We start from the raw sequence: 22,174 nt of genomic DNA, 5'->3' as shown, positions 1-22,174 counted from the left end.
ACAGGAGTTCCAGGATATTTTAGCTGGTTAGTATTTAGAGTCATGCTGCACGCTTAGCGTCAGTCTGTTAATCCCATAGCAATCTATGATATCTTCTGTTGGCTGTAACCTGTTCCCTGCTCCCTTCAGCCGTTGGTTCACAGCTAACATCTGTTCGCTTAGCGTATTCTTAGCTTTCAAAGATTTTGAATTTTTATTAAGATTAAGAGGAGACCATCATTCAGGAATCTAGGTGTCTGCTGTTTCTGATAACTCTGTCAACCTCAAGCAATATAAGGAACGCCAGGTGTCTAGCCAACGTTCCCTAAGAGGGATAAACCAAGACAAGGCATATCGTTGGAATCGGGAAAACTATTCCCGACAACGGCGATTCATTGATATTTGGGCATTTGTTTTAACCCTACTCTTCCAATTGTGGCTCAACGGTAAACCTTGGAGCTATCCAGGGGGCATAACCGAGGCAAAACAGGCGGCTCGTCGTAAGACACAGGCAATCTGGATTCGAGATACATTTTTAGAGTTAGGTCCGACCTTCATCAAGGTGGGACAGCTATTCTCAACCCGGTCTGACTTATTCCCTGGTGAATATGTAGAGGAACTGTCTAAACTACAGGATCGCGTCCCCGCTTTTAACTACGATCAAGTTGAGGCAATTGTCAAGAAAGATTTAGGGAAATCTGTAAGTGAACTCTTTGGCAATTTTGATCCGATTCCTCTAGCAGCAGCCAGTTTAGGACAAGTCCACAAAGCTCAACTCCAGAGTGGAGAAGAGGTCGTGGTCAAGGTACAACGACCGGGCTTGCAGAAACTGTTTACGATAGACCTACAAATTCTCAAGGGGATTGCCCGTTACTTCCAAAATCACCCCGATTGGGGTCGAGGTCGAGACTGGATGGGCATTTATGAAGAATGCTGTCGCATTCTCTGGGAAGAGATTGATTATCTTAGTGAAGGTCGCAATGCCGATACCTTCCGCCGCAATTTCCGCACCTATAATTGGGTAAAAGTTCCTCGTGTCTATTGGCGGTATACCTCAAATCGAGTCTTAACCCTAGAGTATGCTCCAGGAATTAAGATTAGTCACTACGAGGCATTAGAAGCCGCAGGATTGGATCGGAAACTTCTGGCTCAACTTGGGGCAAGAGCTTATCTTCAGCAGTTGCTCAATGACGGTTTCTTTCATGCCGATCCCCATCCCGGTAATATTGCGGTTAGTCCGGAAGGATCACTGATCTTCTATGATTTCGGCATGATGGGGCGGATTAAGGCAAATGTCCGGGAAGAGTTGATGCAGACGCTTTTTGGCGTTGCCCAAAAAGATGCTACTCGAGTGGTCGAGTCTCTAGTCGCGTTGGGTGCCCTGTCGACCGTTGATGATATGGGTCCAGTGCGGCGTTCGATTCAGTATATGCTGGATCACTTCATGGATAAGCCCTTTGAACAACAGTCGGTGAGTGAAATTAGCGACGATCTCTATGAAATTGCCTACGGTCAACCCTTTCGCTTTCCGGCAACCTTCACGTTTGTGATGCGAGCCTTCTCCACCTTGGAAGGAGTGGGCAAGGGCTTAGACCCAGAATTTAACTTTATGGAAGTGGCAAAACCTTTTGCTCTGCAAATCATGACTAACGGTAATAGCCCTGAGGGCAATAGCTTCTTAAATGAATTGGGACGCCAAGCGGCTCAAGTGAGTAGTACGGCGTTGGGATTACCTCGGCGTATTGAGGATACGATTGAAAAATTAGAACGAGGAGATATACGCCTACGGGTTCGTTCTATTGAATCTGATCGGATCTTGCGCCGCATGAGTAGCATTCAGATAGGAACAAACTATGCGTTACTACTCAGTGCATTCACATTGTCAGCTACGATCTTATTTGTTAATGGTCAAGCCGGGCTGGCACTAGTTGTGGCGTTAGTCGCCGCCGCGATCGCTTTTGCCCTAATTCGTTTACTCCGAAGGCTCGACCGGTTCGATCGCATGTTATAAATCCCATAAGGTTCTTGACGCCAGCACAAACTTTATGAAATGTTGCTTCACGGGTCTCACTGATCCGGGCTTAATTCGTACCGTAAACCAGGACTATTACTACATCGATCCGAAGGGACGCTTTTTCATTGTCGCCGACGGCATGGGCGGTCATGCCGGGGGACAAGAAGCCAGCCAACTGGCTACTGAGGTCATTCAGGCTCGTTTAGAGCAGCAATGGCTAGATTCAGTCCCTTCGGAAGCGTTACTGGAACAAGCCCTCTACGACGCCAATCAGGCAATCTTAGAGGATCAAAAAAAGCATCCCGAACGGGCAGATATGGGCACGACGGCTGTCGTCGTCATGTTCCGTAAAGGTCAGCCTTGGCTGGCTCATGTTGGTGATTCTCGCCTCTATCGATGGCGACAATTAAAACTCGAGCAAATGACTGACGACCATACCTGGGTAGCACGCGCCATGAAAGCTGGGGATCTGACTCCAGAACAGGCGCGAATGCATCCCTGGCGTCATGTTTTGTCTCAGTGTCTAGGTCGCAAGGACTTACAGTCCGTTGATGTAGAGTCTATGGAGATTCACTCAGGAGATTGGCTGCTCCTTTGTACCGACGGGCTGACTGAGGAACTCTCTGACACCGCGATCGCGTCCCATCTCCAGTCCAATGGGGATGGCGAAGATATCGCGGCTAACCTAATTACCGCCGCCAAAGAAAAAGGCGGACGGGACAATATCACCGTGATTCTGGTGAAAATTGACGGGATCTAACCCAGAGAGCTTAAAAAATTGTTAAATTTTCGGGCTTGCACCATTTAATCGTCACGGCGATCCCTTGAGCGCCCTCAAGTTCTAGATCCTCAATGTAACCTGCTTCATAAGACGCGGATTCTTCAGGGCTATCATAAGGTCCAAAGTAGTAAGTGACCGCAGGTTCTGCGGTGACAATTTCTACCCACCAAGCGAAGGAACTCTCTTGCTCTGTGTCAGAAGTTAGGGCTTGTATGCTGACAATCTTGCCCCCTAATTGAGAAATTCGCCGCATCGTTTGGTTCATGCGGCTGTACGGAACTCTGATAAATACAGAACTACTCCGACGAATCGGGTAGCTGAGGGTGTCGGTGGCTGCACTCTGACGCAAACCGACGACTTCATAAATAAAATAACGATTATCCACCAAGATACTACCTGTTAAGCCAGCAACACTTGAAAAGAACAGTCCTAACTCCCCACCCTAATCAGAAGATAGGTAGGGGATATCAGAAACAGGGGAGGAAGGTTTTGATTATGGGAGTTGTGAGCATTCTCCACAAGGATGTCTCACATCGCCCAGTTTTACCTATCACCGCCACCAATATTTGTTATCAGATCCCCAGGGGATTGTCACTACTTTTTTCCAGACAAGGAGTATGGGGAAGCGGGGGGAGCTTGTCGAGGCGTAAGGCGTTGAACTATGGCGAGCGGGGGGAGCTTGTCGAGGCGTAAGGCGTTGAACAACGAAAGAAGAATCCCTCGCTTGAGCGCGATGGGAGTTGTCAAGACCAAAGACCTCGCTTGCCATTCGGCATAATTGTTGCCCAATTAGTTTTAGCTAAGGCTAACTGTTCCTCCGTAATTTTGGCATTGGCAAGATTTGCACCACAGAGATTCGCCCCCTTAAGATTGGCATGATTCAGATAAGCAAAACTTAAATCTGCCCCGCGTAAATCTGCCCCCTCTAAATCCGAATTGCTCAAATAAGCCCGTCCTAAATTGGCATCTCGCAAATTCGCTCGATTTAAACTTGCCTGACCAAAATCAGCACTGGATAAATCAGCGCCTTGTAAATTAATCCGAGTTAACTTTGACTGGTAAAAAATTCCGCCTGACAAATCCGATTTTTGCAAATCTAACCCAGTTAAATCATGAGCAGCAAAATCTCTCCGACCTTTCATATATGCTGTTAAAACGCCATTAGCATCAAGCTTTTTGGGTTTACTGGCGGCAAAACTTTGGCTCGATGGGATATCCCCCTTATGAATGGCTGTCACTGACTCAGATATAAAGTTACTGTGGGGATTGCCATTACCAATGGTGTGGGGAGAACCCGGACGGCTGCGTTCTCGTCGTTCACGGCGCTTGCGAATCGCCGCCGCTAACTTCTGGGTTGCCGATGAAGGAGAACTGGGCGAGTCTACCTCTTTAGATTCAAGGGAATTGCCATTTGGATTCGATAGCCCAGAGGTCGGCGTTGCCAAGCCTTGAGCCAAACTATCAAAATAAGGTTCTAAATCTAGGGCTCGGAGAATCTCTTCTGCTGTTTGATAACGATGGCGAACAGAAGCCTCCAGCATTTTTTTCAAAACATTAGCAAAATGATCGCTGACTTGGACATATTTGCGCCAGACCATTTCACCGGTTGAGGGATTGTAATCTAAATCTTTTGGTGATTTCCCGGTGAGCAAATACACACTAGTCACGCCTAGAGCATAAATGTCACTGGCATAAACGGGTCGCAATGCCATTTGTTCCGGCGGAGCAAAACCGGGAGTACCAATAGCAAAATTTGTCAAGGCGGTTTGATCAGAAGTATTGGCAACGGCGGCTTGGTTGACTTCATCTTTAACCGCGCCAAAGTCAATCAAGACTAGTTTCCGGTCTTGCTCTCGTCGAATTAAATTAGCCGGTTTGATATCCCGGTGGATCACCTCTTGGCTGTGGATATATTTAATCAGGGGGAGAACTTCACTCAAAAATTGCTTAGCCCCAGCTTCTGAGAGTGGACCCCATTGTTTAATTTCCTGCTGTAACGTGAGTCCACTAATATACTCCTGTACCAAATAAAACTGGTGATTGTCTTGAAAATAATCCAACAGTCGGGGAACTTGAGGATGATTGCCAATCTTACCCAGGGTTCTGGCTTCTCGCTCAAATAGCTTCTGAGCCATTTCCAGAACCTGCGATGTAGTGGTTGCGGGACGAAGTTGTTTAATGACGCAACTGGGATTGCCAGGAAGAGACTCATCTCTGGCTAAAAACGTAGCGCCAAATCCGCCTTGACCGAGGGCCTTTAGCACACGATAGCGATTTCGCAACATAATAGAATGACCACACGCCTGACAGGTAGTGGCGTGCGGCGGATTTTTGGGCTGAGGACAGTCAGGATTTAGGCAGTAGCTCATTCAGCATCACCAATAGGGCGTTTGTCCGGGTTAGGACGAAAGCTTTCTCAATTGTGATCGAAGCACCCGGCTTATCTATAAGATCTATAGTGGACATTAGTGGGAAACGCACCGCCGAATGCAACCTCGCTTTGGTAAGCCTTGGCAAGCAATCTTGTCTATCTACAGGATATCTTAATTTTCCCTACCGTTTAGACACAGATGCCGCAATAACGCATTGATTTGAGTCGTTTTTGGGTAAAGTATTGATAAAGATTCTCCTGTGCTTGTGAAGAATCGGTAAAGTGTGGCAAGCAGAGGGAGCAGAGGGAGCAGGGGGAGCAGGGGGAGCAGGGGGAGCGGGGGAAGCAGAGGGAGAGCCTGTAGGGGCGGGTTTTACCATTAACGGGAAGGTTGTCACCGTGATATCACTAAACCCGCCCCGATTAGAGTGTAAGTCACCTTCAACAAATGACATAAGACGTAGCTTGCTTCTCAAGGGAAGCGAGTATGACAAATGACGAATAACAAATCGGGTATAGTTAGATAACAGTAACAGAACTGCATATAAGCTGAGGTCGGTACAAGCAAGAAATTAATGCGTATCTCTTTAAATTGGCTGCGGGAACTGGTGGATGTGACCCTAGCTCCCCAAGAAATTGCGGAAATTCTCACCAATGCTGGATTTGAGGTTGAGGATATTGAGGATCAGCGACAGTTAGCCGATGGCGTAGTTGTGGGGAAGGTTCTGGATGTGCAGCCCCACCCCAATGCCGATAAGCTCAGAGTTACTCAAGTCGATATTGGAGACGCCAATGGTCCTGTCACCATCGTCTGTGGCGCGGCTAATGTTCGGGCACAGGCTTATGTACCGGTAGCAACGGTAGGCACTTACCTGCCAACGGTTGATTTGAAAATTCGCTCCTCAAAACTGCGGGGGGTACGTTCCGAGGGCATGATTTGTTCCTTGGCAGAAGTTGGCTTAGAAAAAGATTCGGAAGGAATTCACATCTTTGAGGCACAGACTTTACCTGTGGGGAGTGATGCTCGTCCCCTCCTCGGACTCACGGATGTGATCCTGGATTTGACGGCAACGGCGAATCGGGCTGATGCTTTGAGTATGGTTGGGGTTGCCCGCGAAGTTGCCGCCCTGACAGGGGCATCCTTGAACCTGCCAGCAACGCCAAAGCTGACAATTCCTCAAGGAACCGGTGGGTTGACGTTGAAAATTGCTGACCCTAAAGCCTGTCCCGCTTACATCGGTACGGTTATTGAAGGGGTGAAAATTCAACCGTCGCCGACGTGGTTAAAACAGCGTTTACAAGCCGCAGGCGTGCGACCGATTAATAATGTTGTGGATATTACCAACTATATCCTGTTGGAATGGGGTCAGCCTCTTCACGCCTTTGATCGCGATCGCTTACAACAAGTAGCAGGCGGCAAATCCTTAACCATCGGCGTTCGCTTCGCTCATAAAGACGAATCTTTAACCACTCTAGATGGTCAATCTCGCACCCTTCAATCCCAAACTCTCCTAATTACAGCCAATGATCGCCCCGTGGCGCTAGGGGGAGTGATGGGTGGAGAGGAAACTGAAGTCCATGATGGCACAGAGAATCTGGTTCTAGAAGCCGCCCTCTTTGAACCCGTTGCCATTCGTCGCTCAGCCCGCTCTCAAGGCTTACGCACAGAGGCATCCACCCGTTACGAAAGGGGTGTCAATCAAGCAGAATTGGGTATCGCAGCTAAACGAGCGATCGCGTTAATTCAGGAACTCGCCCAGGGTAAGCCGATTGTGCAAGAAAGTGCCGATACCCGCCCTGATCCAGAGAGTTGGGTGCGCTCGATTGAATTACGCCTAGAGCGTGTGAATCAGGTATTAGGTCCGGTGGATTTGGGTGATGAGATTGGTGACATTCAGCCCGATGACGTTGAACGCATTCTCACGGCGTTGGGATGTCAACTTCAGCCGATGGAATCCGACGAAGCGGTGAAATGGAGCGTCACGGTTCCCCCCTATCGCTACCGAGACTTAGAACGGGAAATTGACCTGATTGAAGAAATTGCCCGTCTCTACGGCTATGATCAGTTTTGTGAAGATTTACCTCCCAAAACTGAACCCGGTTATCTATCGATTGACCAGGTTTTAACCCGCAAGATTCGGGAAACCTTCCGCGCGGCTGGATTAACGGAATTGCTGCAATATTCCCTAGTGAAACCGGAAGAAAAAGAGGAGCAAATTTGCCTCTCGAATCCCCTATTTGTCGAATATTCCGCCCTGCGGACTAACTTGCTATCGGGATTGATAGAAGTAGCCCAGTACAATATCGAACAAGGGAATGGAGTATTAAATGGGTTTGAAATCGGGCGAGTCTTCTGGCGCGACGAAGACGGATTTGCCGAAACCGATCGCGTGGCGGGAATTTTGGGCGGCGATCCCAGTCAGGGGAAATGGACGAAAGGCGGACAAGATGCACCGATGAGTTGGTATGAGGCAAAGGGGATTGTCGAAAGCGTCTTTGAGCGTTTAGGTTTAACCGTGGAATATCAACCCGATCGCCAGGATTCGCGCCTGCATCCAGGGCGCACAGCTTCCTTATGGATACAAGGCGATCGCTTGGGCAGATTCGGACAACTGCATCCCCAGCTTAGAGCTCAATTGAGCTTACCTGATCAAGTTTATGGGTTTGAGTTGGATCTGAATGTTATGTTAAATGCTCTTGCCCAAGATGAAAACTTGACGCCCAGATTTTCCCTCTACTCCACATTTCCAGCAGCAGATCGAGATATTGCCTTCTTTGTCCCCGATACCGTCTCAGTCGCTGACATTCAACGCACCACCCAAAAAGCCGCCGGAACCTTATTGGAATCGGTGCAATTATTCGATGAATATCGCGGGGAACGAGTGCCAGAAGGACAGCGGAGTCTGGCTTTCCGGCTGATCTATCGAGCAGGCGATCGCACGCTGACGGACAAAGAAGTGGAATCAGCCCACCAGAAAGTTCGAGACGCCTTGTTGGAAAAATTTGGCGTTAGCCTGAGAAGTTAAGTGTCATTTGTCATTCGTCTTATGTCCTTTGTTCACAGTTGATTTGTCATGCCTAAATACGTAATCTGGGGAAGCTACTGTGAGGACGTATTAGAAAAACGCGCTCCTCATCGCCAAGCCCATCTGGATGGTTTAACTCAGCAAAAAGAATCTGGCGTATTAATTACGATTGGTCCAACCAAAGATTTGACCAAAGTGTTTGGCATTTATGAAGCGGAAGATGAAGCCACCGTGCGCCAATTGATTGAAGCTGATCCCTATTGGCAAAATGGCATTTGGACAGAGTACGACGTGAAAGAATGGATTCAGGCATTTTAGGTCAATAACCAATAACAAATCACTCCAAGTTTGCCAAATTCATTTTCTTAGAGTTATTCTCAGATTCATTCTTATACGCAGCTATTTTTTGGACAAATTCCTCGGTCAACCGTATAAACGCTTTTGCCCCTGCAGAACTGGGAGAAGCCAGAACAGCAGGCATAAAACTATCGACGGCTTTAGCCACATTAACATCCATCGGAATGCGATTCTTAAACAGTTGCGTCGGTGTAAAATCTTCCGTTACCCGATTCATCACCTGCTTATAATATCGACCCAGCAATCCTCCTGATAAAATAAAGACAATGCCTAATAAGTTTAGGTCGAGAGAACTGCCCGATTTATGACTCTCTTTCAATTTGGCAATCCGCCGTTCCAAAAGTTGAATTCCCACAACCGATAAAGGTTCAGGACGAGCCGGGAGTAAATAAAAATCACTGGCAACAATACCGCTACGGGTCAAAAGATTATAGCCAGGAGCGCAATCTAAAATAATAAAGTCATAGTTGTCAATAATCGGTTCCAAAATACTTTTAATCAATAGCTTCTCAAACCGATTCCACACCTGACTAAAATTGGGCGTTTCTTCGCGGCTGGCTTCTTGATGCAACATTTCGGAGACTAAATACTCATCATACAGATCGATATCTCCCGGTAATAAGTCTAGTCCTTTTAACGAGCAAACGTAAGATTGAATAACATCCTGAATCACCAATTTCCCGTGACGATGGGGGCGAATTGCCTTATCAATTAACTGATTCAACGTGCGTCTACCTTTTCTGGCTTTAGCAAAATCTTGAGGGGCAATTAAGCTGAGTGTGGCGCTGATTTGGGTATCTAAATCGACCACTAAAACCCGTTTTTGGTGATGTTTCGCCAAGCACGTTGCCAAGTTGACGGTTAGTGTTGTCTTTCCGACGCCGCCTTTCATATTAACTGTGGCAATGACAAATCCCATGTATAAAATCCTCTTGGAGAAACGTTACCCGGTTAGGTATCAGCCAACCTAGATGATAAACGCTGTATCGCGTCTGGACTTTACCTAGCTTTTGGCAATAGTCTATTATAGTAATCTATCTTGTCTTCCCCATCTCCCCCATTTCCCCATCTTCACACTAGGCAATCCGGTGGAGAAATTCTTTGGTTAACTCGGTGAATGCTTTAGCACCGGTGGAAGCGGGTTCAGTAAGAACAACGGGTTTAAACTCATCAACGGCTTTGGCAATGGCTACATTGGTGGGGATTTCGGTGATAAAGACTTTATCATCACCAAAATCAGAACGGACTCGCTTCTTGACTTTTGCCGCCATCGTCGTCGCATGACCCAGGGAGGAAAAGACAATACCCAGTAGATTGAGTGTAGCGCGATCGCTCTGCTTTAGTTTTCTGATGCGACCCTCCAAAATACCCATTCCCACAACCGATAGGGGTTCAGGCTTGGCGGGAATCAGATAAAAGTCACTGGCAATCATACCACTGCGTGTCAGTAAATTATCTCCTGGCGGAAAATCCAGCAGAATCCAATCATAATTCTTGATTACAGGTTGAATAATCCGTTTAACTAACCCATCTTCTAGATGATTCCAGCTTTTTTCAAATTCTTGCTGATTACTATGGGTTTGTGCATAAATCTGGGTGGCTAATAAGAAATCGTTGTACAGTTCGATATTACCGGGGATCAAGTTCAATCCATTCACCTGACAAATGTTGGGGATAATCACATCCTCAATGGCGGAGGATGACAACGAATGAGATTGAAAGGCTTGATTAACTAATTGTTGTAGCGTGCGCTTTTCTTTGCGGCGCTGCGTAAATTGCACGGGAGGGATCAGGCTAAGAGTAGCATTAATCTGGGTATCGAGATCCACGATTAAGACTCGCATCCCATGTTCCTTAGCAAGGCTTGTCCCCAAGTTGACGGTGAGTGTGGTTTTACCTACACCGCCTTTCATATTGACGATTGAAATAACCTGTCCCATTCATAAAAACTCCTTCGTTGTGGGAAACCCTGTGTCTTTAGACCAGGGAGGAACACGCGGTAGTGGTTTTAACCGCATAATTTTTTAGGGTTAGGGGGTGGAGGGGTATGGTTGCCCCTCCAATTGTCTCCCATTTCTGGGGTAAAGTTAGCCTCGCCAATGTTATCAGTCGGTAACTATCCAAAAGCACTGTTTCAGTGACCTTAAAACTGTTTAACTTTTTGGTTCTAGAGCAGTAGACGGGCTATCGCATCTACTGGTAGGTCTTTAACACTTGCCGATAACGTAGTGCGCTTAGCACTTAGGCTGGTAAGCACAGCTTTAACTTACTTGGCTAAAGCTCCGTGTCTTTAGACCGGGGTTGCTTACAATTAACGAACAATTCTTAAAAGATTAGTTTAAACTATAGCAGTTTTATGTGCCAACAGAAAATTGTTTCCCCTAAGAAGCGCTAAGGGCGGCAAGTGGAGCCTCGTTCATCGTACCATAATTACTGGTAATTGAGTCAAACCCCTAGGGATTCTATCGGCTGGGGTTTTCTGAAAGTCTGTGATATGCCAGAGCGACGAACCCTATCAATCGTTTTCGGCAAAACCCCAACTAACTGAGCAATCACCTCATCTGAGAGTTCATCAATAAGCTGGGCATCGAAATATTTATAGAGTAAACTCAATAAGATTTTGGCACGGTGTAGCGGCACATAAGTTGTCATGGCATGTTGAGTAAACAAAATCCAGCGCTGCCTTAATAGATAAGCTTTCTGGCGTTCGTACCGCGATTCAGGATACACTAACGAAAGCGTACCAATGGGAATCACTCGCGTGCAATCTGCATCGAAAACTCCACCAACGGCAGCACCTGGACCGGCAAGTTCTGCATGATGACGATGACGTATGACTATAGCATTACCACGAGTACTATTTACCCTGAGGAGTTGTCCTGTTTTTAACTGACTCAGGATTTCAGTCGGTTGAATAATGGGTTTGCGGATTAGGGCTAGCTCTGTCATGGCATCTCAAAAAAATAGGCTTACTATCTCCGATGATTAGTTATAGATATTCAAGGGATAAGATTTTGTTAAAATTGTTACGCCGTTAAACGTAGCAGACATTGAGCCAAGTACATTTTGCACCCACAGCGAAGGAAGACAAATCAGTAGAAATTAAACCGTTCTTAAACGGAGAGACTATTAGGCTGTTGATGTGACTAAGCTGTTGTCCCTTCAAACCACCTATTTAGATTTTGGCAAAGTGAACAGGGAACAAGCAATAGGTAATTTAAATATGTCTTAGCCGACCTAAATTGTTATTCTGATATTTTTAATGAGTATAACAACTCACTTATTATTTTAAGCGACACTCAACGGAATAGTCGGGAAATTTATGAATTATAATGTAAAGAGTTGATGAAGAAGGTAGAGGATTACCAGGTAGAAGGCTCCAAGGCATAAGAATTGATTGGATGGGGATGGAAACCCTTGCCCTAAAAAAGCACCCTGTAGACAGTAAGGTATCATAGAAAGTCCCGAAGACAAGGGAGACAAGGGAGATGGGGGGATAAGGGAGTTGACTCAAAACCCTACCCAAAAGCCAAGGGCGTTGGGTCAAAACTCAGTCGGGGCGGGCGCGAGTCGCATCTTTTCTTAGTAAAGTGAAGAAAGACTCAAACAGATACACCCCTCGTTGAATAGGGAAATAACCGCATAAATACTCATGGCACCAGAAAGAATTGTTCTCCTATCGAGCCGAGAAATCGAAAAAATGCGCCAAGCTGGACGCTTAGCCGCCAAACTCCTGGATCACATTGAACCCATGATTCAGCCAGGGGTGAGTACTTTGGAACTCAATGATGAAGCCGAACGCTGGACTCAAGAAAATGGAGCAAAAAGCGCTCCTCTGGGGTATCATGACTTTCCCAGGTCAATTTGTACCAGTATCAATGAAGTCGTCTGTCACGGTATCCCCAGTGCTAAACAAATTCTCCAAGACGGGGATATTATCAATATTGACGTGACCCCGATTCTGGATGGATTTCACGGCGATACGTCCCGAACCTTCTTTGTCGGTACACCTTCACCCACCGCCAAAAAACTGGTTGAAGTCACCTACGAATGTATGATGCGAGGAATCGCCGCCGTGAAACCCGGAAATCGCATTGGTGATATTGGGGCTGCTATTCAGGAATACGCCGAAGCCAATGGTTTTTCTGTGGTGCGAGATTTTGTCGGACATGGTATTAATCGGATATTTCATACGGCTCCCCAGGTTCCTCACTATGGTACTCGCGGTAAAGGAAAGCGTCTACGTCCCGGTATGGTATTCACCATTGAACCCATGATTAATGAAGGGACATGGGAAGTGGAAATTATGGCGGATAAATGGACAGCTCTGACTAAAGATCGTAAGCTTTCGGCTCAATTTGAGCATACGATAGCTGTCACGCAAGAGGGGGTAGAGATTCTCACGTTACCAGAACAGATTTCCCAAATGAAATCGGCGTGATGCATGGGATGGGGGAGCATTCGTAGGGGCGAAGCTTATGCGCCCAGATGTCTCGGTTTTATGTCAACACAAGAGCGCATAAGCTTCGCCCAATCGCCAATCGCCAATCGCCAATCCCCAATCCCCAATCCCCAATCCCCAATCCCTCGTCGCCCCTTTGTGACGTTTATCACTCTTATGCATTGCTTTACGTCAGGTGTCGGCGATTCTCCTGTCACGCTTAAAGCGGATTTTAGTTTAGCTTTTAGTGCGATCACGTTCACTATATTTTAAGATTTAGTTCAATTACATTTTCCCCGAAATGCTAGAAAATTGCAAAGTCAATTTATCGGGGATATAACAGTATGCAGCTTGCTTATTTCTGTATCGGTAAAGAACCCATAAAGCCTTATGTCTATCATATCCGAAACAATCGATTGAGAAAATATAGATCGATAAAAATGACGGCTGAGGAGCTGCTGCAGCGGTATGCATCAGGACAACGGGATTTTCAATGTGTCAATTTGAGTGAAGAAATTCTGAGTTGGGCAGATTTGACGGGAGCGGATTTAAGTGGGGCAAATTTGAGTGGGGTAATTTTGAACTGGGCTACCCTCAGTCGCGTTAAGTTGAGATGTGCAAACTTGAGCAACTCTGACTTAAATTGGGCTAACTTAGAACAGACAGATTTACAGGGGGCAAATTTGAGTGGCGCAGGTGTGAGTGCGACTAATCTTAATGGAGCAGATTGGAGTGGGGCAATTATGCCTGATGGTACAATCTGGTCTGAACAACATGTTAGTCAAGATTCCCGGTTTCTCTCCTGGTTGGTTAGACTATTCAGGCAAGAAAACAATCGCAATTTTTGATTAAAACTTGCTCCTGAATGCCTATTTATGTAGTATGATGCCAAGGTTAGAATACTACTCGGTCAGCGTCTAATTTTTTCCCGGATCTGGGAAAAGGGCGGGTTTAGTCAAGTTATCAGTTGGTGTTAAAAGGTTATGGGTAAAGCCCGCCCCTACGCTTGAACAGAATTTGATATTACTTTCCCCGCTCTCCATTTTTGCTAAACCAGGTATCTTGCCATGCACTACCCACGCCTTGAATAACCCCCCTAAGAATTAAACCAATACCTCTTCCTAAGACTTGCGTCAAAACATAAACCACGCCTTTGCCAACCCAGCCAACTATACCCCGCAAACGCGGCGCGATCGCATCCCGCATTTCATAGGCGATGGTTATGGCTAATTGAGTACCCTGTAGCTCTTCTAACTCTTGGCGCCGAGGGGAATAAATTGCCACTTTTTTTATCCCAATATCGCTCAAGACAAACAAATTGTAGCGACTCTCAAAAATAGATCGGGGTTCATCTACTAATTCGTCCCGTCGATATTTCCAGGATAAATTATTCCTAAATCTAGTAATTTCTCGTGAAGATATCAACCGTTTATCATAAAAGTTATGTTTAACTATTTCAACATCCGAAAATGAATTTAACAGCGGCTGAATTACACCATTAGCGACTTGAATAATCAGATTTTGTAATAACAGTTCTGCCCGCGCCATGGCTTCTGGTGTATGAGCCGGATAGGACACATTATCAATCATTAACGGGGATTCAAATAGCCGATTGGCTACTAACTCAATCACTAAAGGAATTTTATCCAAAATAGCCCTTTGCACAATATCCCGATTTTGCCGCAAAATATCAACCATTTCTATCATTTGATTGCCCACGGCTAAGGTCGAGTATTGACCAAAAAAGTCAGTTAAAGAAACATACCACAAATCATGCAACAAGCGCGATCGCTTCTGGATCAATTGCTCCCTAGTCACCTGGGAAAAGCGCAAGGCATCTAGTATCTCCTCAAACTTGTAAAGAACGGTACGAAGTAATTCCCGGCGTTTTTCTACTTGCAGAATATCAATTTCTAAGGGAGTGTTGGTCAAATTTGCCAAACTTGAATCCAGTTTGGTTAATGTCATCCCTTGGGGGGTTGAGGGTTGAAACTGCAATGCCTCAGAGGAGGTTTTGGATAAGGCACTTGTGGAGGATTGGCGCAGAGAATTTTGGGGGACAGGAGGACGAGGAGATGAAGAGGTTAAACGGGGTAAAGGTTCGGCATAATTATTATCAGATGGTACAATTGCGCCATCTGTGGGTAAAAGCTGATTTACGATCCACCGGGCTGTCAATAATTCTCGGCGGCGTCCCGTCCAAAATAACCAATCGAGGCGGGATAAATTACCCTGTTGGAGTTGCGCGGTTACCTGTCTTAAAGCCGCTTCAATTTGTTGTAATCCTGACTGGCGTAATTGGTTATGCCAACGTGGGGGAGGTAATGAATGGGTTGGGATGGGTAACATTTGCCAATAGGATTGACCCGCTTTAACTTGTCCTATGGCTTCTACAATTAAGGTGATGGCACATCCTTTAGCACAGTAGCCTTCTACTCCTAAGCCTTTGGCGGCGGCAAGCTGATTGGGTTCAGATGGGGCACTTAGCAGTAAGATGGGTAGGTTGGGATAATCGGTCTTGAGTTGCTGGCATAAGGATAGCCCGGTTAGGGGACTCCCCAGCGATCGCCCTAATGCCAAGTCTAAAATGATTAAATTAACTTGTTCTTGGGGTAGTAAGGTGGTTAAGCGTTCTAGTGCTGCCGTTTGTGTATCAACCTCAGCAACAACTTCTAAATCAGCAAAAGCTGCCAACGCTGTGACTAAACCCAATCGGAAAATTGGGTCATCGTCAATGAGTAGGATTTGAGTGGATTGATTTGTCATTTGTCATTGGTTAGGGAATTGGGATTTCCAAAAAGCGATCGCGGCTTGGGCTTGTTGGTAGAGCGCTCGTTCTGGGGGAATCTGGGCGGCGGTGGCGATGGCGGCGTCAAATCGTCCTTGGGCGGCTAGGGCGGCGGCGGCTTCGAGGATGGGACGATCTTGGGCGGTTTGGATTTGGGCAACCCATTGGGCGATCGCAGCTTGAGATTCAGCATACAGCATTCGACCCGGACGAATTTGATTGGCAGTGGAAATGGCGGCGATTAAATCCCGGCGTTGGGCGAAGGCGCGGGCTAAATCGAGGATGGGTTGATCTTCTAGGGTTTCGATTTGGCGATTCCATTTCGCGATCGCGCTTTGGGCTTCGATGCGTAAGGGTTGACCTAGCTCAATTTTACGGGCTTGGGCGACGGCGGCGTTTAACTGATCAATGGTGTTACCTGCTGCAAGTTGTTGGGCAATTCTGAGGGTATTACGATCATCGATTTGTTGAATCTGTTTGCGCCACTGGGCAATGTATGTCTGTGATCTGATGCGTTGGGGGCGATCGGGTGTAATTAGGGTAGCTTGTTCGATTGCCATCTGTAGCAGGGGGCGTTGCTCGAAACTGGCACTCATTTGGGCAAGGCGTAACTGGAGGCGATCTTGCAGCTGAGCCTCCCACTGAACCGCTTGGGCGGCGGCTGGCTTTTTCACCGGACTTTTGGCATCGAGTTGGCGAACAGCGGTTAAGGCATCAATGAAGGCGAGGATGGTGTTTTGTTGCACCAGTTTGCCCGCCCGCCCTAAGCGTAACCAATCTTGAGCCTCTTGATACAGAGAAGTATTAATCGGAATCCCTTGGGCAATATCAATAACCCCCTGATAATCCTGATTTTGGAAGCGAGCGGCAGCAATTTGGAGTAACGTGCGACTCCAATTCGACAGATCACTCTGAGCTTGAGCTTTAATATAGCTGTTAGGATCAACCTTTGCCGCCAACGCGATCGCTTGTTCAATCTGGCTCAGTTGATTCGATTTGGCTAAATCCCGTGCCTCTTGCAGTTGTGTCCAAGCCTCTTTTTCCGCCGCCAACTGTTTCATCAGGCTATCATAGCGGGATACACTCCAGTAGGGGTCATTCAGGCGTGACAGTTGAGTCATTAGCTGAGCCGCCTGCTGCCAGTTTTGAACTTTCAGGGCATCTTGAAACTGACTGACAATTGCCTGAGCCTGTATTCGTTCCTGTTTCCAGGTGGCGATTTGGGCTTGAGCTTCAGGATACAGGGGACTACTTACCGGAATTTGCATCGCCATGTTCAGGGCATCACTATAGTTTCCCTGATTCAGAGTGTCTCTGGCAAATTGCAGCACCATCTCGGACCATTCCCGCAGCAGTTCCTGCGCCTGGGGATAAAGAGAATGGTTTGGCGACCAATATTGGACGATCGCGATCGCCTCCAGGAGTTGCTCGAATTCCCCCGATTGGGCGGCAAGTTGAGCGCAGTATATTCGTTCGCTATCCGTGGATAAAGGAGAAATGCGCTGGCAATTGGCAGGGGGTGGCAGTTTAGTGAGTAATAGGATACCACCAATGACCATGCTTCCGATAACGGACACAATCATCAACCACAGCAAGGACCACTGCCAAAACTCACGTTGGTGGCGAACTCGGGCTGGGTTAGAGTGCTTGTCTGTGACAACTTCGGCGTTTGATTGTCCCGTTTCTGCTAAACTCGATGCCTTAGAGCCTCTTGCTAGTCGGATGACTAACTTATGTCCCCGAGGTGGGCGAGCAGGTTGGGAAGTATGGAGATGAAATCGGGGCAAGTCTTGTTTGGACACAGATAGAAAACAATTGAGAATTCATTGTTCACCGTTTATTGTATTCCCGATTAACCACAAGGCAAGGGTGATTTGTACTTAGTCCAATAGAGTCCACAATAGGATGAGGAATCGTTTTGGAGTAGTTAGGGTGGCATGAGCCTGAGCATTCGCCATTGGCTAGCAGAACGCCACATTGAACTTGCCCAACTGGGACAGGATAACGCCCAGTTGGCGGGTATTGCGTTTCGTATTGCCCAAGACATGGAGGTCAAGAGTCTTAATCCCTTTGCGATTAGTGTCTTGACGGAAGTGTTGGAGTTACCGTTAACTGTCGCTTGGCAAGTGGCGCCGATTTTGTCTCAGTTAACGGTGGGCTTGCTGCGGATTTTGAGTCGCAGGAAGCCATTACGCCGGAGTGAAGGCACCTGGCTGAGTTTTCAGGTGGCTTATCTGAACGCCTTACAAGGAATTTTAGAGCAAGAAGCCCAACTGCGAAGACCTTGGGTAAATCGCGCCCAAGTCCCGGCGTCACCGAATACCGATGAACCCCTGGTTGAGCCCCAATTGATTGCCCTGCTCAAAACCTTGCGCCCCGGACGACTCAGTGATTCCCAAGCCGAACAAGCCTTATCCTCTGTGGCGAATTCGTTTCTGGTGCAGCAGATGAATAATTTAGCGATCGCGTGGTTTGTCGCGAATGGGGCGGAGGAAACGGAAGCTAAGTTATTAACCCAACGGTTGAGTAATGGACTTCCGGGTCATTTACTGCGGGTGATTGCCGAAAATGCACTGCCCTTGGCGCAACTGCAAAAGTTTGTCCGGTTGGGTCATTTAAGTAATACACTCAACACTCCCCCAGAAGACGAGGATGAGGAGCAAGAGTTCTCGACTCCCCAATTGATGCTGGATTTGGATCGGGAATATTATCGGGCAGAACTCTGTGTGTCCTTAAGTGAACCCTTATTCGCTGAACCGTTTTCCCTCAAGGAAATCTACGTTCCCCTGAAAGGGAGACGCCTTCCCGCCACGATTGGACAAGAAAACCGGGAACGGCGCCGCCAACAGGATCTAGATCATGCCTATCTGGCGGCGGTTTCCTCCCCACCGACTGATTTAATGGCATGGGTCATGGCTCAACTGAATGATAAGAATAGTATTGCCGTAATCGAAGCCGATGGCGGTTGTGGCAAGACCAGTTTCTGTCAGATGTTAGCCGCCCAGGTGGCACAAGAGCTTTATCCGCAGTGGATGCCTGTAATTATTCGCCTGCGGGATGTTACCTTAGGTCAAACCTTGGAGCAAACCCTGGAGACGGCATTTCCGGTGGGACGGTTTACGGATACCGATGGTTGGTTTTCCCGCAGTTCTCCCCCTTGTTTGCTGATTTTAGATGGTTTGAATGAATTGCCTCGTTCTCCCCAGACTGAGCGTCACTTGTGGACGTTTATGGATCAGGTGATGCGATTCCATACCCAAATCAGTGGGTCGAGTTTGCCTCGTCACAAGATTATCCTGACGAGTCGTCCGATTACCTTAAATGGGGTGTTGGCGCGTAAATATCGCCATAGTAGTTTACCACCCCTACAAAGCCGACTCCAGCGCATTGCCATTGAACCCATGGCGCAGGAGGAATTCCGCAAGTGGTTTCTCCAGTGGGCAAGACTGCAATCCAAGTCGATTGCCCAGTCGTATTTTAACTTCTTAAAACATGGCGGCGTGTTTCAGAGGCAATCTCCGAATCCAGACTTGGTGGCGCTGCTGACTCGTCCCCTGATGCTGTATTTGGTGGGAATTTTAAATCGGGATGCCTTAATTGATGATCGCATCTTTAAAATGAGTCCGGCTGAGGTGAAGTTTGAAATCTATGACCGGATTTGTCGCTGGTTGCTGGGGGAACCGGCGAGTGGGAGTGGACCTTTATTAGAGTTAATTCGAGAAGGGTTTTCCCATGCGGGGCGTTCTCTAGAAGCGATCGCGAATCTCTTAGAAGGACGTTCCCCCCAAAAGTTACGCCGTCAAATGCAGGGGACAGCACTGACGATTTTGCAAACGGGTCAAAATCAAGTGACGCAAACGGTGATCCAGAATCGGTTCCAGCCTCAGGAAATGACGCCGGAGTCTTTTACCCAACCCTTACCCACATTCTTTTTCCGCACCCAACCCAGAGATAAAACCGGGGAAGGGGTGAAGCCAGCAGTGCGTCAATCCGCTGCCTCCCAGAAAGCGGCATTAGCACCCCTGTCGATTGAGTTTTCTCATCCCAGTTTAGGAGACTACTTAGCCGCAGAAGAAATTGCCCTACAACTGAAGGTATTGGCGCAAAAGATGCCAAACCAGTATGGGGAAATCTCTTTTGTGATTGACTCGTCTATCCATGTGGCTGAGCATCTTTATCGGTTGTTGGGATATGGTTTATTGTCTCCTCAAATTGAGGAATTGGTGATAGAGAGACTGCGACGGGAGCAAAAGCGCAATGCGGATGTTTTTTCTTTCCCGGTACTATATCAACGGCTCTATCGCTTCTATCGCGCCTACTGTCGCGGACGTTGGTTTGATGAAGGGGTGGCTCACCAGGTTCACGAACAGTTGCGGGATCTGAAAAATCCCTTGAATACGTTACAAATTGATGCCACTGTGGGATTAAATGTGTTTTTAGTCCTCTGTTCGGCAGCCAGAGAAGCGAATCTTCCCTTCTGGCCCTGTGGCAATCCAGAGATTTCCCAGGATTTTGATGCCGATCAATTGTTAAGTTTTATTGGTCGAACCGTTGCCCTGTCTCCGACGACGTTTTGGCAACGGGCGAGACAAAGTTTGGCTCAGATTCATTTATCTCAAGCTTGTTTGCATCGGGTGATGCTGGCAGAGGCTAACCTTTGGCAGGCGGATTTGTCTACTGCTGATTTAAGTGGGATTAATTTATCGGCGGCTAATTTACAACAGGCAAATTTAGCCTGGGCAAGTTTAGTTGGGGCAAATTTAGCGGATGCGGATCTTAAGGGGGCGCAGTTAGAAGGGGCGAATTTGTTGGGGGCGGATTTGCGGGGCGCCCATTTGACTTCGGCGAATTTGACGAATGCTTGTTTAGTAGATGCTCAGTTAGATGAACCGAATAAACAGTTGGCGGTTAAAAGTGGGGCGTTCTTTTCTTGGGAGGAATTTCAGGTGTATTACCAATCGTTGGTTGTATCTCCGTTTATGAAAACCATTGAAGAGGAGCATTTGTTTGAAGATGAACCGATGATTTTTATTGAGAGTGCTGAAGGGGAACCGATGTTACCGACGATTTACTCTCAAGGAAGCAATCGCTATGATGGGGAAACTGAACAGTTTGACCGTGAGCAGTTCAGTGCCAAAGCTACGGTGTCGGATACACAGCAATATGCTGGGGAGACGGCGCAACTGAATGAATGGGATACCCACGCCCCGATATCGGATACACAGCAGTATAGTGGGGAGACGCAGCAAGTGGATGAGATGGCACAACCACCGTCTTTGTCGGATACACAGCAGTATGCTGGAGAGACGGAACAGATAGACGATTGGGAATTCTATGAGCCGGAAACTGAGGAGGAGCCGCTAGAGGCGGGCGCGAAGGAAGAGACAGAAGTGTCTCATGAACAGACGATTATGCTGGATGAGGAGGATGATTATTAGATTATTTTTGTCGATGTCGAATCTGTCGCAGAATTAAACCGATGGGAAGTGCGATCGCAACGGCAATGATAATATGAATCAGGACGTTCAAACCATTGTAGGCGGTACATTTCACTACACCCGCACCCGGACATACAGGGGTTTGGGCGTTGGTTTGATTGGGGAATGGTTAGGGTTTGGATATTTCCTGTTTGAATCAGTTTAACCTGATATGCGGTGGTCATAGTAATTCTCCTCATAAAACCTGAGTCGGGGCGGGTTTATTCACATCTGGATGCAATGGAAAAGATAGTAGTAAAACCCGCCCCTACACAATTTTCCCATCTCCCACTCAAAACTTACATCCATGAGCGTTTAACCCCAGGGTAATTAGGACATCAACTAAACTCCGTTAATTGTTTCAATGCAGACAGACGTGTCTAACAGTTGGGGTTGTTTCTATAAGAATTTGAGTCGTCTTTAGACGACTTGCGCTTTTAGCCAAGAACTTGAGTTATTGGCGGGGGAATGGTTAGGGTTTGGATATTTCCTGTTTGAATCAGTTTAACCTGATCGGCGGTGGTCATGGTAATTCTTCTCATAAAACCTGAGTCGGGGCGGGTTTATTCACATCTGGATGCAATGGAAAAGATAGTAGTAAAACCCGCCCCTACACAATTTTCCCATCTCCCACTCAAAACTTACATCCATGAGTGTTTAACGCCAGGGTAATTAGGACATGAAATAAACACCGTTGATTGTTTCAATGCAGACAGACGTGTCTAACTTTTGGGGTTGTTTCTATAATAATCCGAGTCGTCTTTAGACGACTTGCGCTTTGAGCCAAGAACTTGAGTTCTTGGCGGGGGAATGGTTAGGGTTTGGATATTTCCTGTTTGAATCAGTTTAACCTGATCGGCGGTGGTCATGGTAATTCTCATCATAAAACCTGAGTCGGGGCGGGTTTATTTACATCTGGATGCAACCCAAAAGATAGTAA

At 47.1% G+C, this 22,174-nt stretch carries 16 protein-coding genes; 7 read left to right on the top strand and 9 right to left on the bottom strand.

Annotated elements, in window-relative coordinates:
• Positions 1-286: 286 nt before the first annotated feature.
• Both RID09_RS13585 and RID09_RS13580 read left to right on the top strand, forming a co-directional pair.
• On the top strand, positions 287-1,990 hold the full coding sequence (locus RID09_RS13585) for an ABC1 kinase family protein (RefSeq protein ID WP_446336477.1): 1,704 nt from the start codon (positions 287-289) through the stop codon (positions 1,988-1,990).
• A gap of 34 nt (positions 1,991-2,024) precedes the next feature.
• A complete protein-coding gene (locus RID09_RS13580) occupies positions 2,025-2,753 on the top strand; it encodes a Stp1/IreP family PP2C-type Ser/Thr phosphatase (protein ID WP_446336464.1) in 729 nt (242 codons plus the stop codon).
• Positions 2,754-2,763: 10 nt separating this feature from the next.
• On the opposite strand, the gene RID09_RS13575 is transcribed toward RID09_RS13580, so the two are convergent.
• Positions 2,764-3,159, bottom strand: coding sequence for a DUF1816 domain-containing protein (locus RID09_RS13575; protein ID WP_446336476.1), 396 nt, complete (start codon positions 3,157-3,159; stop codon positions 2,764-2,766).
• 358 nt (positions 3,160-3,517) lie between these two features.
• Positions 3,518-5,143 (bottom strand): protein kinase domain-containing protein, encoded by a 1,626-nt coding sequence (locus RID09_RS13570; RefSeq protein WP_446336463.1) that lies wholly within the window; start codon positions 5,141-5,143, stop codon positions 3,518-3,520.
• A gap of 577 nt (positions 5,144-5,720) precedes the next feature.
• Between RID09_RS13570 and pheT the strand changes: the two genes are divergently transcribed.
• Positions 5,721-8,171 carry a phenylalanine--tRNA ligase subunit beta gene (pheT, locus tag RID09_RS13565; protein ID WP_446336462.1) on the top strand — a complete coding sequence of 817 codons (2,451 nt, stop codon included), beginning with the start codon at positions 5,721-5,723 and terminating at the stop codon, positions 8,169-8,171.
• Between the two features lie 48 nt (positions 8,172-8,219).
• Positions 8,220-8,489, top strand: coding sequence for a YciI family protein (locus tag RID09_RS13560; protein ID WP_446336461.1), 270 nt, complete (start codon positions 8,220-8,222; stop codon positions 8,487-8,489).
• A 19-nt stretch (positions 8,490-8,508) separates the two neighbouring features.
• Here RID09_RS13560 and RID09_RS13555 read toward each other — a convergent pair whose 3' ends face one another.
• The 3 genes from RID09_RS13555 to RID09_RS13545 form a co-directional block, all read right to left on the bottom strand.
• Positions 8,509-9,447, bottom strand: coding sequence for a ParA family protein (locus tag RID09_RS13555; protein WP_446336460.1), 939 nt, complete (start codon positions 9,445-9,447; stop codon positions 8,509-8,511).
• Positions 9,448-9,604: 157 nt separating this feature from the next.
• Positions 9,605-10,468 (bottom strand): ParA family protein, encoded by an 864-nt coding sequence (locus RID09_RS13550; RefSeq protein ID WP_446336459.1) that lies wholly within the window; start codon positions 10,466-10,468, stop codon positions 9,605-9,607.
• Between the two features lie 505 nt (positions 10,469-10,973).
• On the bottom strand, positions 10,974-11,477 hold the full coding sequence (locus tag RID09_RS13545) for a hypothetical protein (protein WP_446336458.1): 504 nt from the start codon (positions 11,475-11,477) through the stop codon (positions 10,974-10,976).
• A gap of 703 nt (positions 11,478-12,180) precedes the next feature.
• Here RID09_RS13545 and map point away from each other — a divergent pair.
• Positions 12,181-12,969, top strand: coding sequence for a type I methionyl aminopeptidase (map, locus tag RID09_RS13540; protein ID WP_446336457.1), 789 nt, complete (start codon positions 12,181-12,183; stop codon positions 12,967-12,969).
• Positions 12,970-13,409: 440 nt separating this feature from the next.
• The gene (locus RID09_RS13535) at positions 13,410-13,817 is read left to right on the top strand and encodes a pentapeptide repeat-containing protein (protein WP_446336456.1); all 408 of its coding nucleotides are present in this window, start codon (positions 13,410-13,412) and stop codon (positions 13,815-13,817) included.
• Between the two features lie 175 nt (positions 13,818-13,992).
• On the opposite strand, the gene RID09_RS13530 is transcribed toward RID09_RS13535, so the two are convergent.
• Both RID09_RS13530 and RID09_RS13525 read right to left on the bottom strand, forming a co-directional pair.
• Positions 13,993-15,735 carry a DUF3685 domain-containing protein gene (locus tag RID09_RS13530; protein ID WP_446336455.1) on the bottom strand — a complete coding sequence of 581 codons (1,743 nt, stop codon included), beginning with the start codon at positions 15,733-15,735 and terminating at the stop codon, positions 13,993-13,995.
• A gap of 3 nt (positions 15,736-15,738) precedes the next feature.
• The gene (locus RID09_RS13525; protein WP_446336454.1) at positions 15,739-17,559 is read right to left on the bottom strand and encodes a hypothetical protein; all 1,821 of its coding nucleotides are present in this window, start codon (positions 17,557-17,559) and stop codon (positions 15,739-15,741) included.
• Positions 17,560-17,694: 135 nt separating this feature from the next.
• On the opposite strand from RID09_RS13525, the gene RID09_RS13520 reads away from it, so the two are divergent.
• A complete protein-coding gene (locus RID09_RS13520; protein ID WP_446336453.1) occupies positions 17,695-21,195 on the top strand; it encodes an NACHT domain-containing protein in 3,501 nt (1,166 codons plus the stop codon).
• Here RID09_RS13520 and RID09_RS13515 read toward each other — a convergent pair.
• Both RID09_RS13515 and RID09_RS13510 read right to left on the bottom strand, forming a co-directional pair.
• Complete coding sequence (locus RID09_RS13515; protein ID WP_446336452.1) at positions 21,192-21,419, bottom strand: hypothetical protein; 228 nt, start codon at positions 21,417-21,419, stop codon at positions 21,192-21,194. The two genes, RID09_RS13520 and RID09_RS13515, sit on opposite strands and share 4 nt — an antisense overlap.
• A gap of 537 nt (positions 21,420-21,956) precedes the next feature.
• Positions 21,957-22,118 carry a hypothetical protein gene (locus RID09_RS13510; protein ID WP_446336451.1) on the bottom strand — a complete coding sequence of 54 codons (162 nt, stop codon included), beginning with the start codon at positions 22,116-22,118 and terminating at the stop codon, positions 21,957-21,959.
• Positions 22,119-22,174 lie beyond the last annotated feature (56 nt).

The organism is Coleofasciculus sp. G1-WW12-02 (genome assembly GCF_040219735.1).
GTDB lineage: Bacteria > Cyanobacteriota > Cyanobacteriia > Cyanobacteriales > Coleofasciculaceae > Coleofasciculus.
Note: the sequence above shows the minus strand (reverse complement) of the source record. Positions and strands in the feature narration are given on the sequence as shown.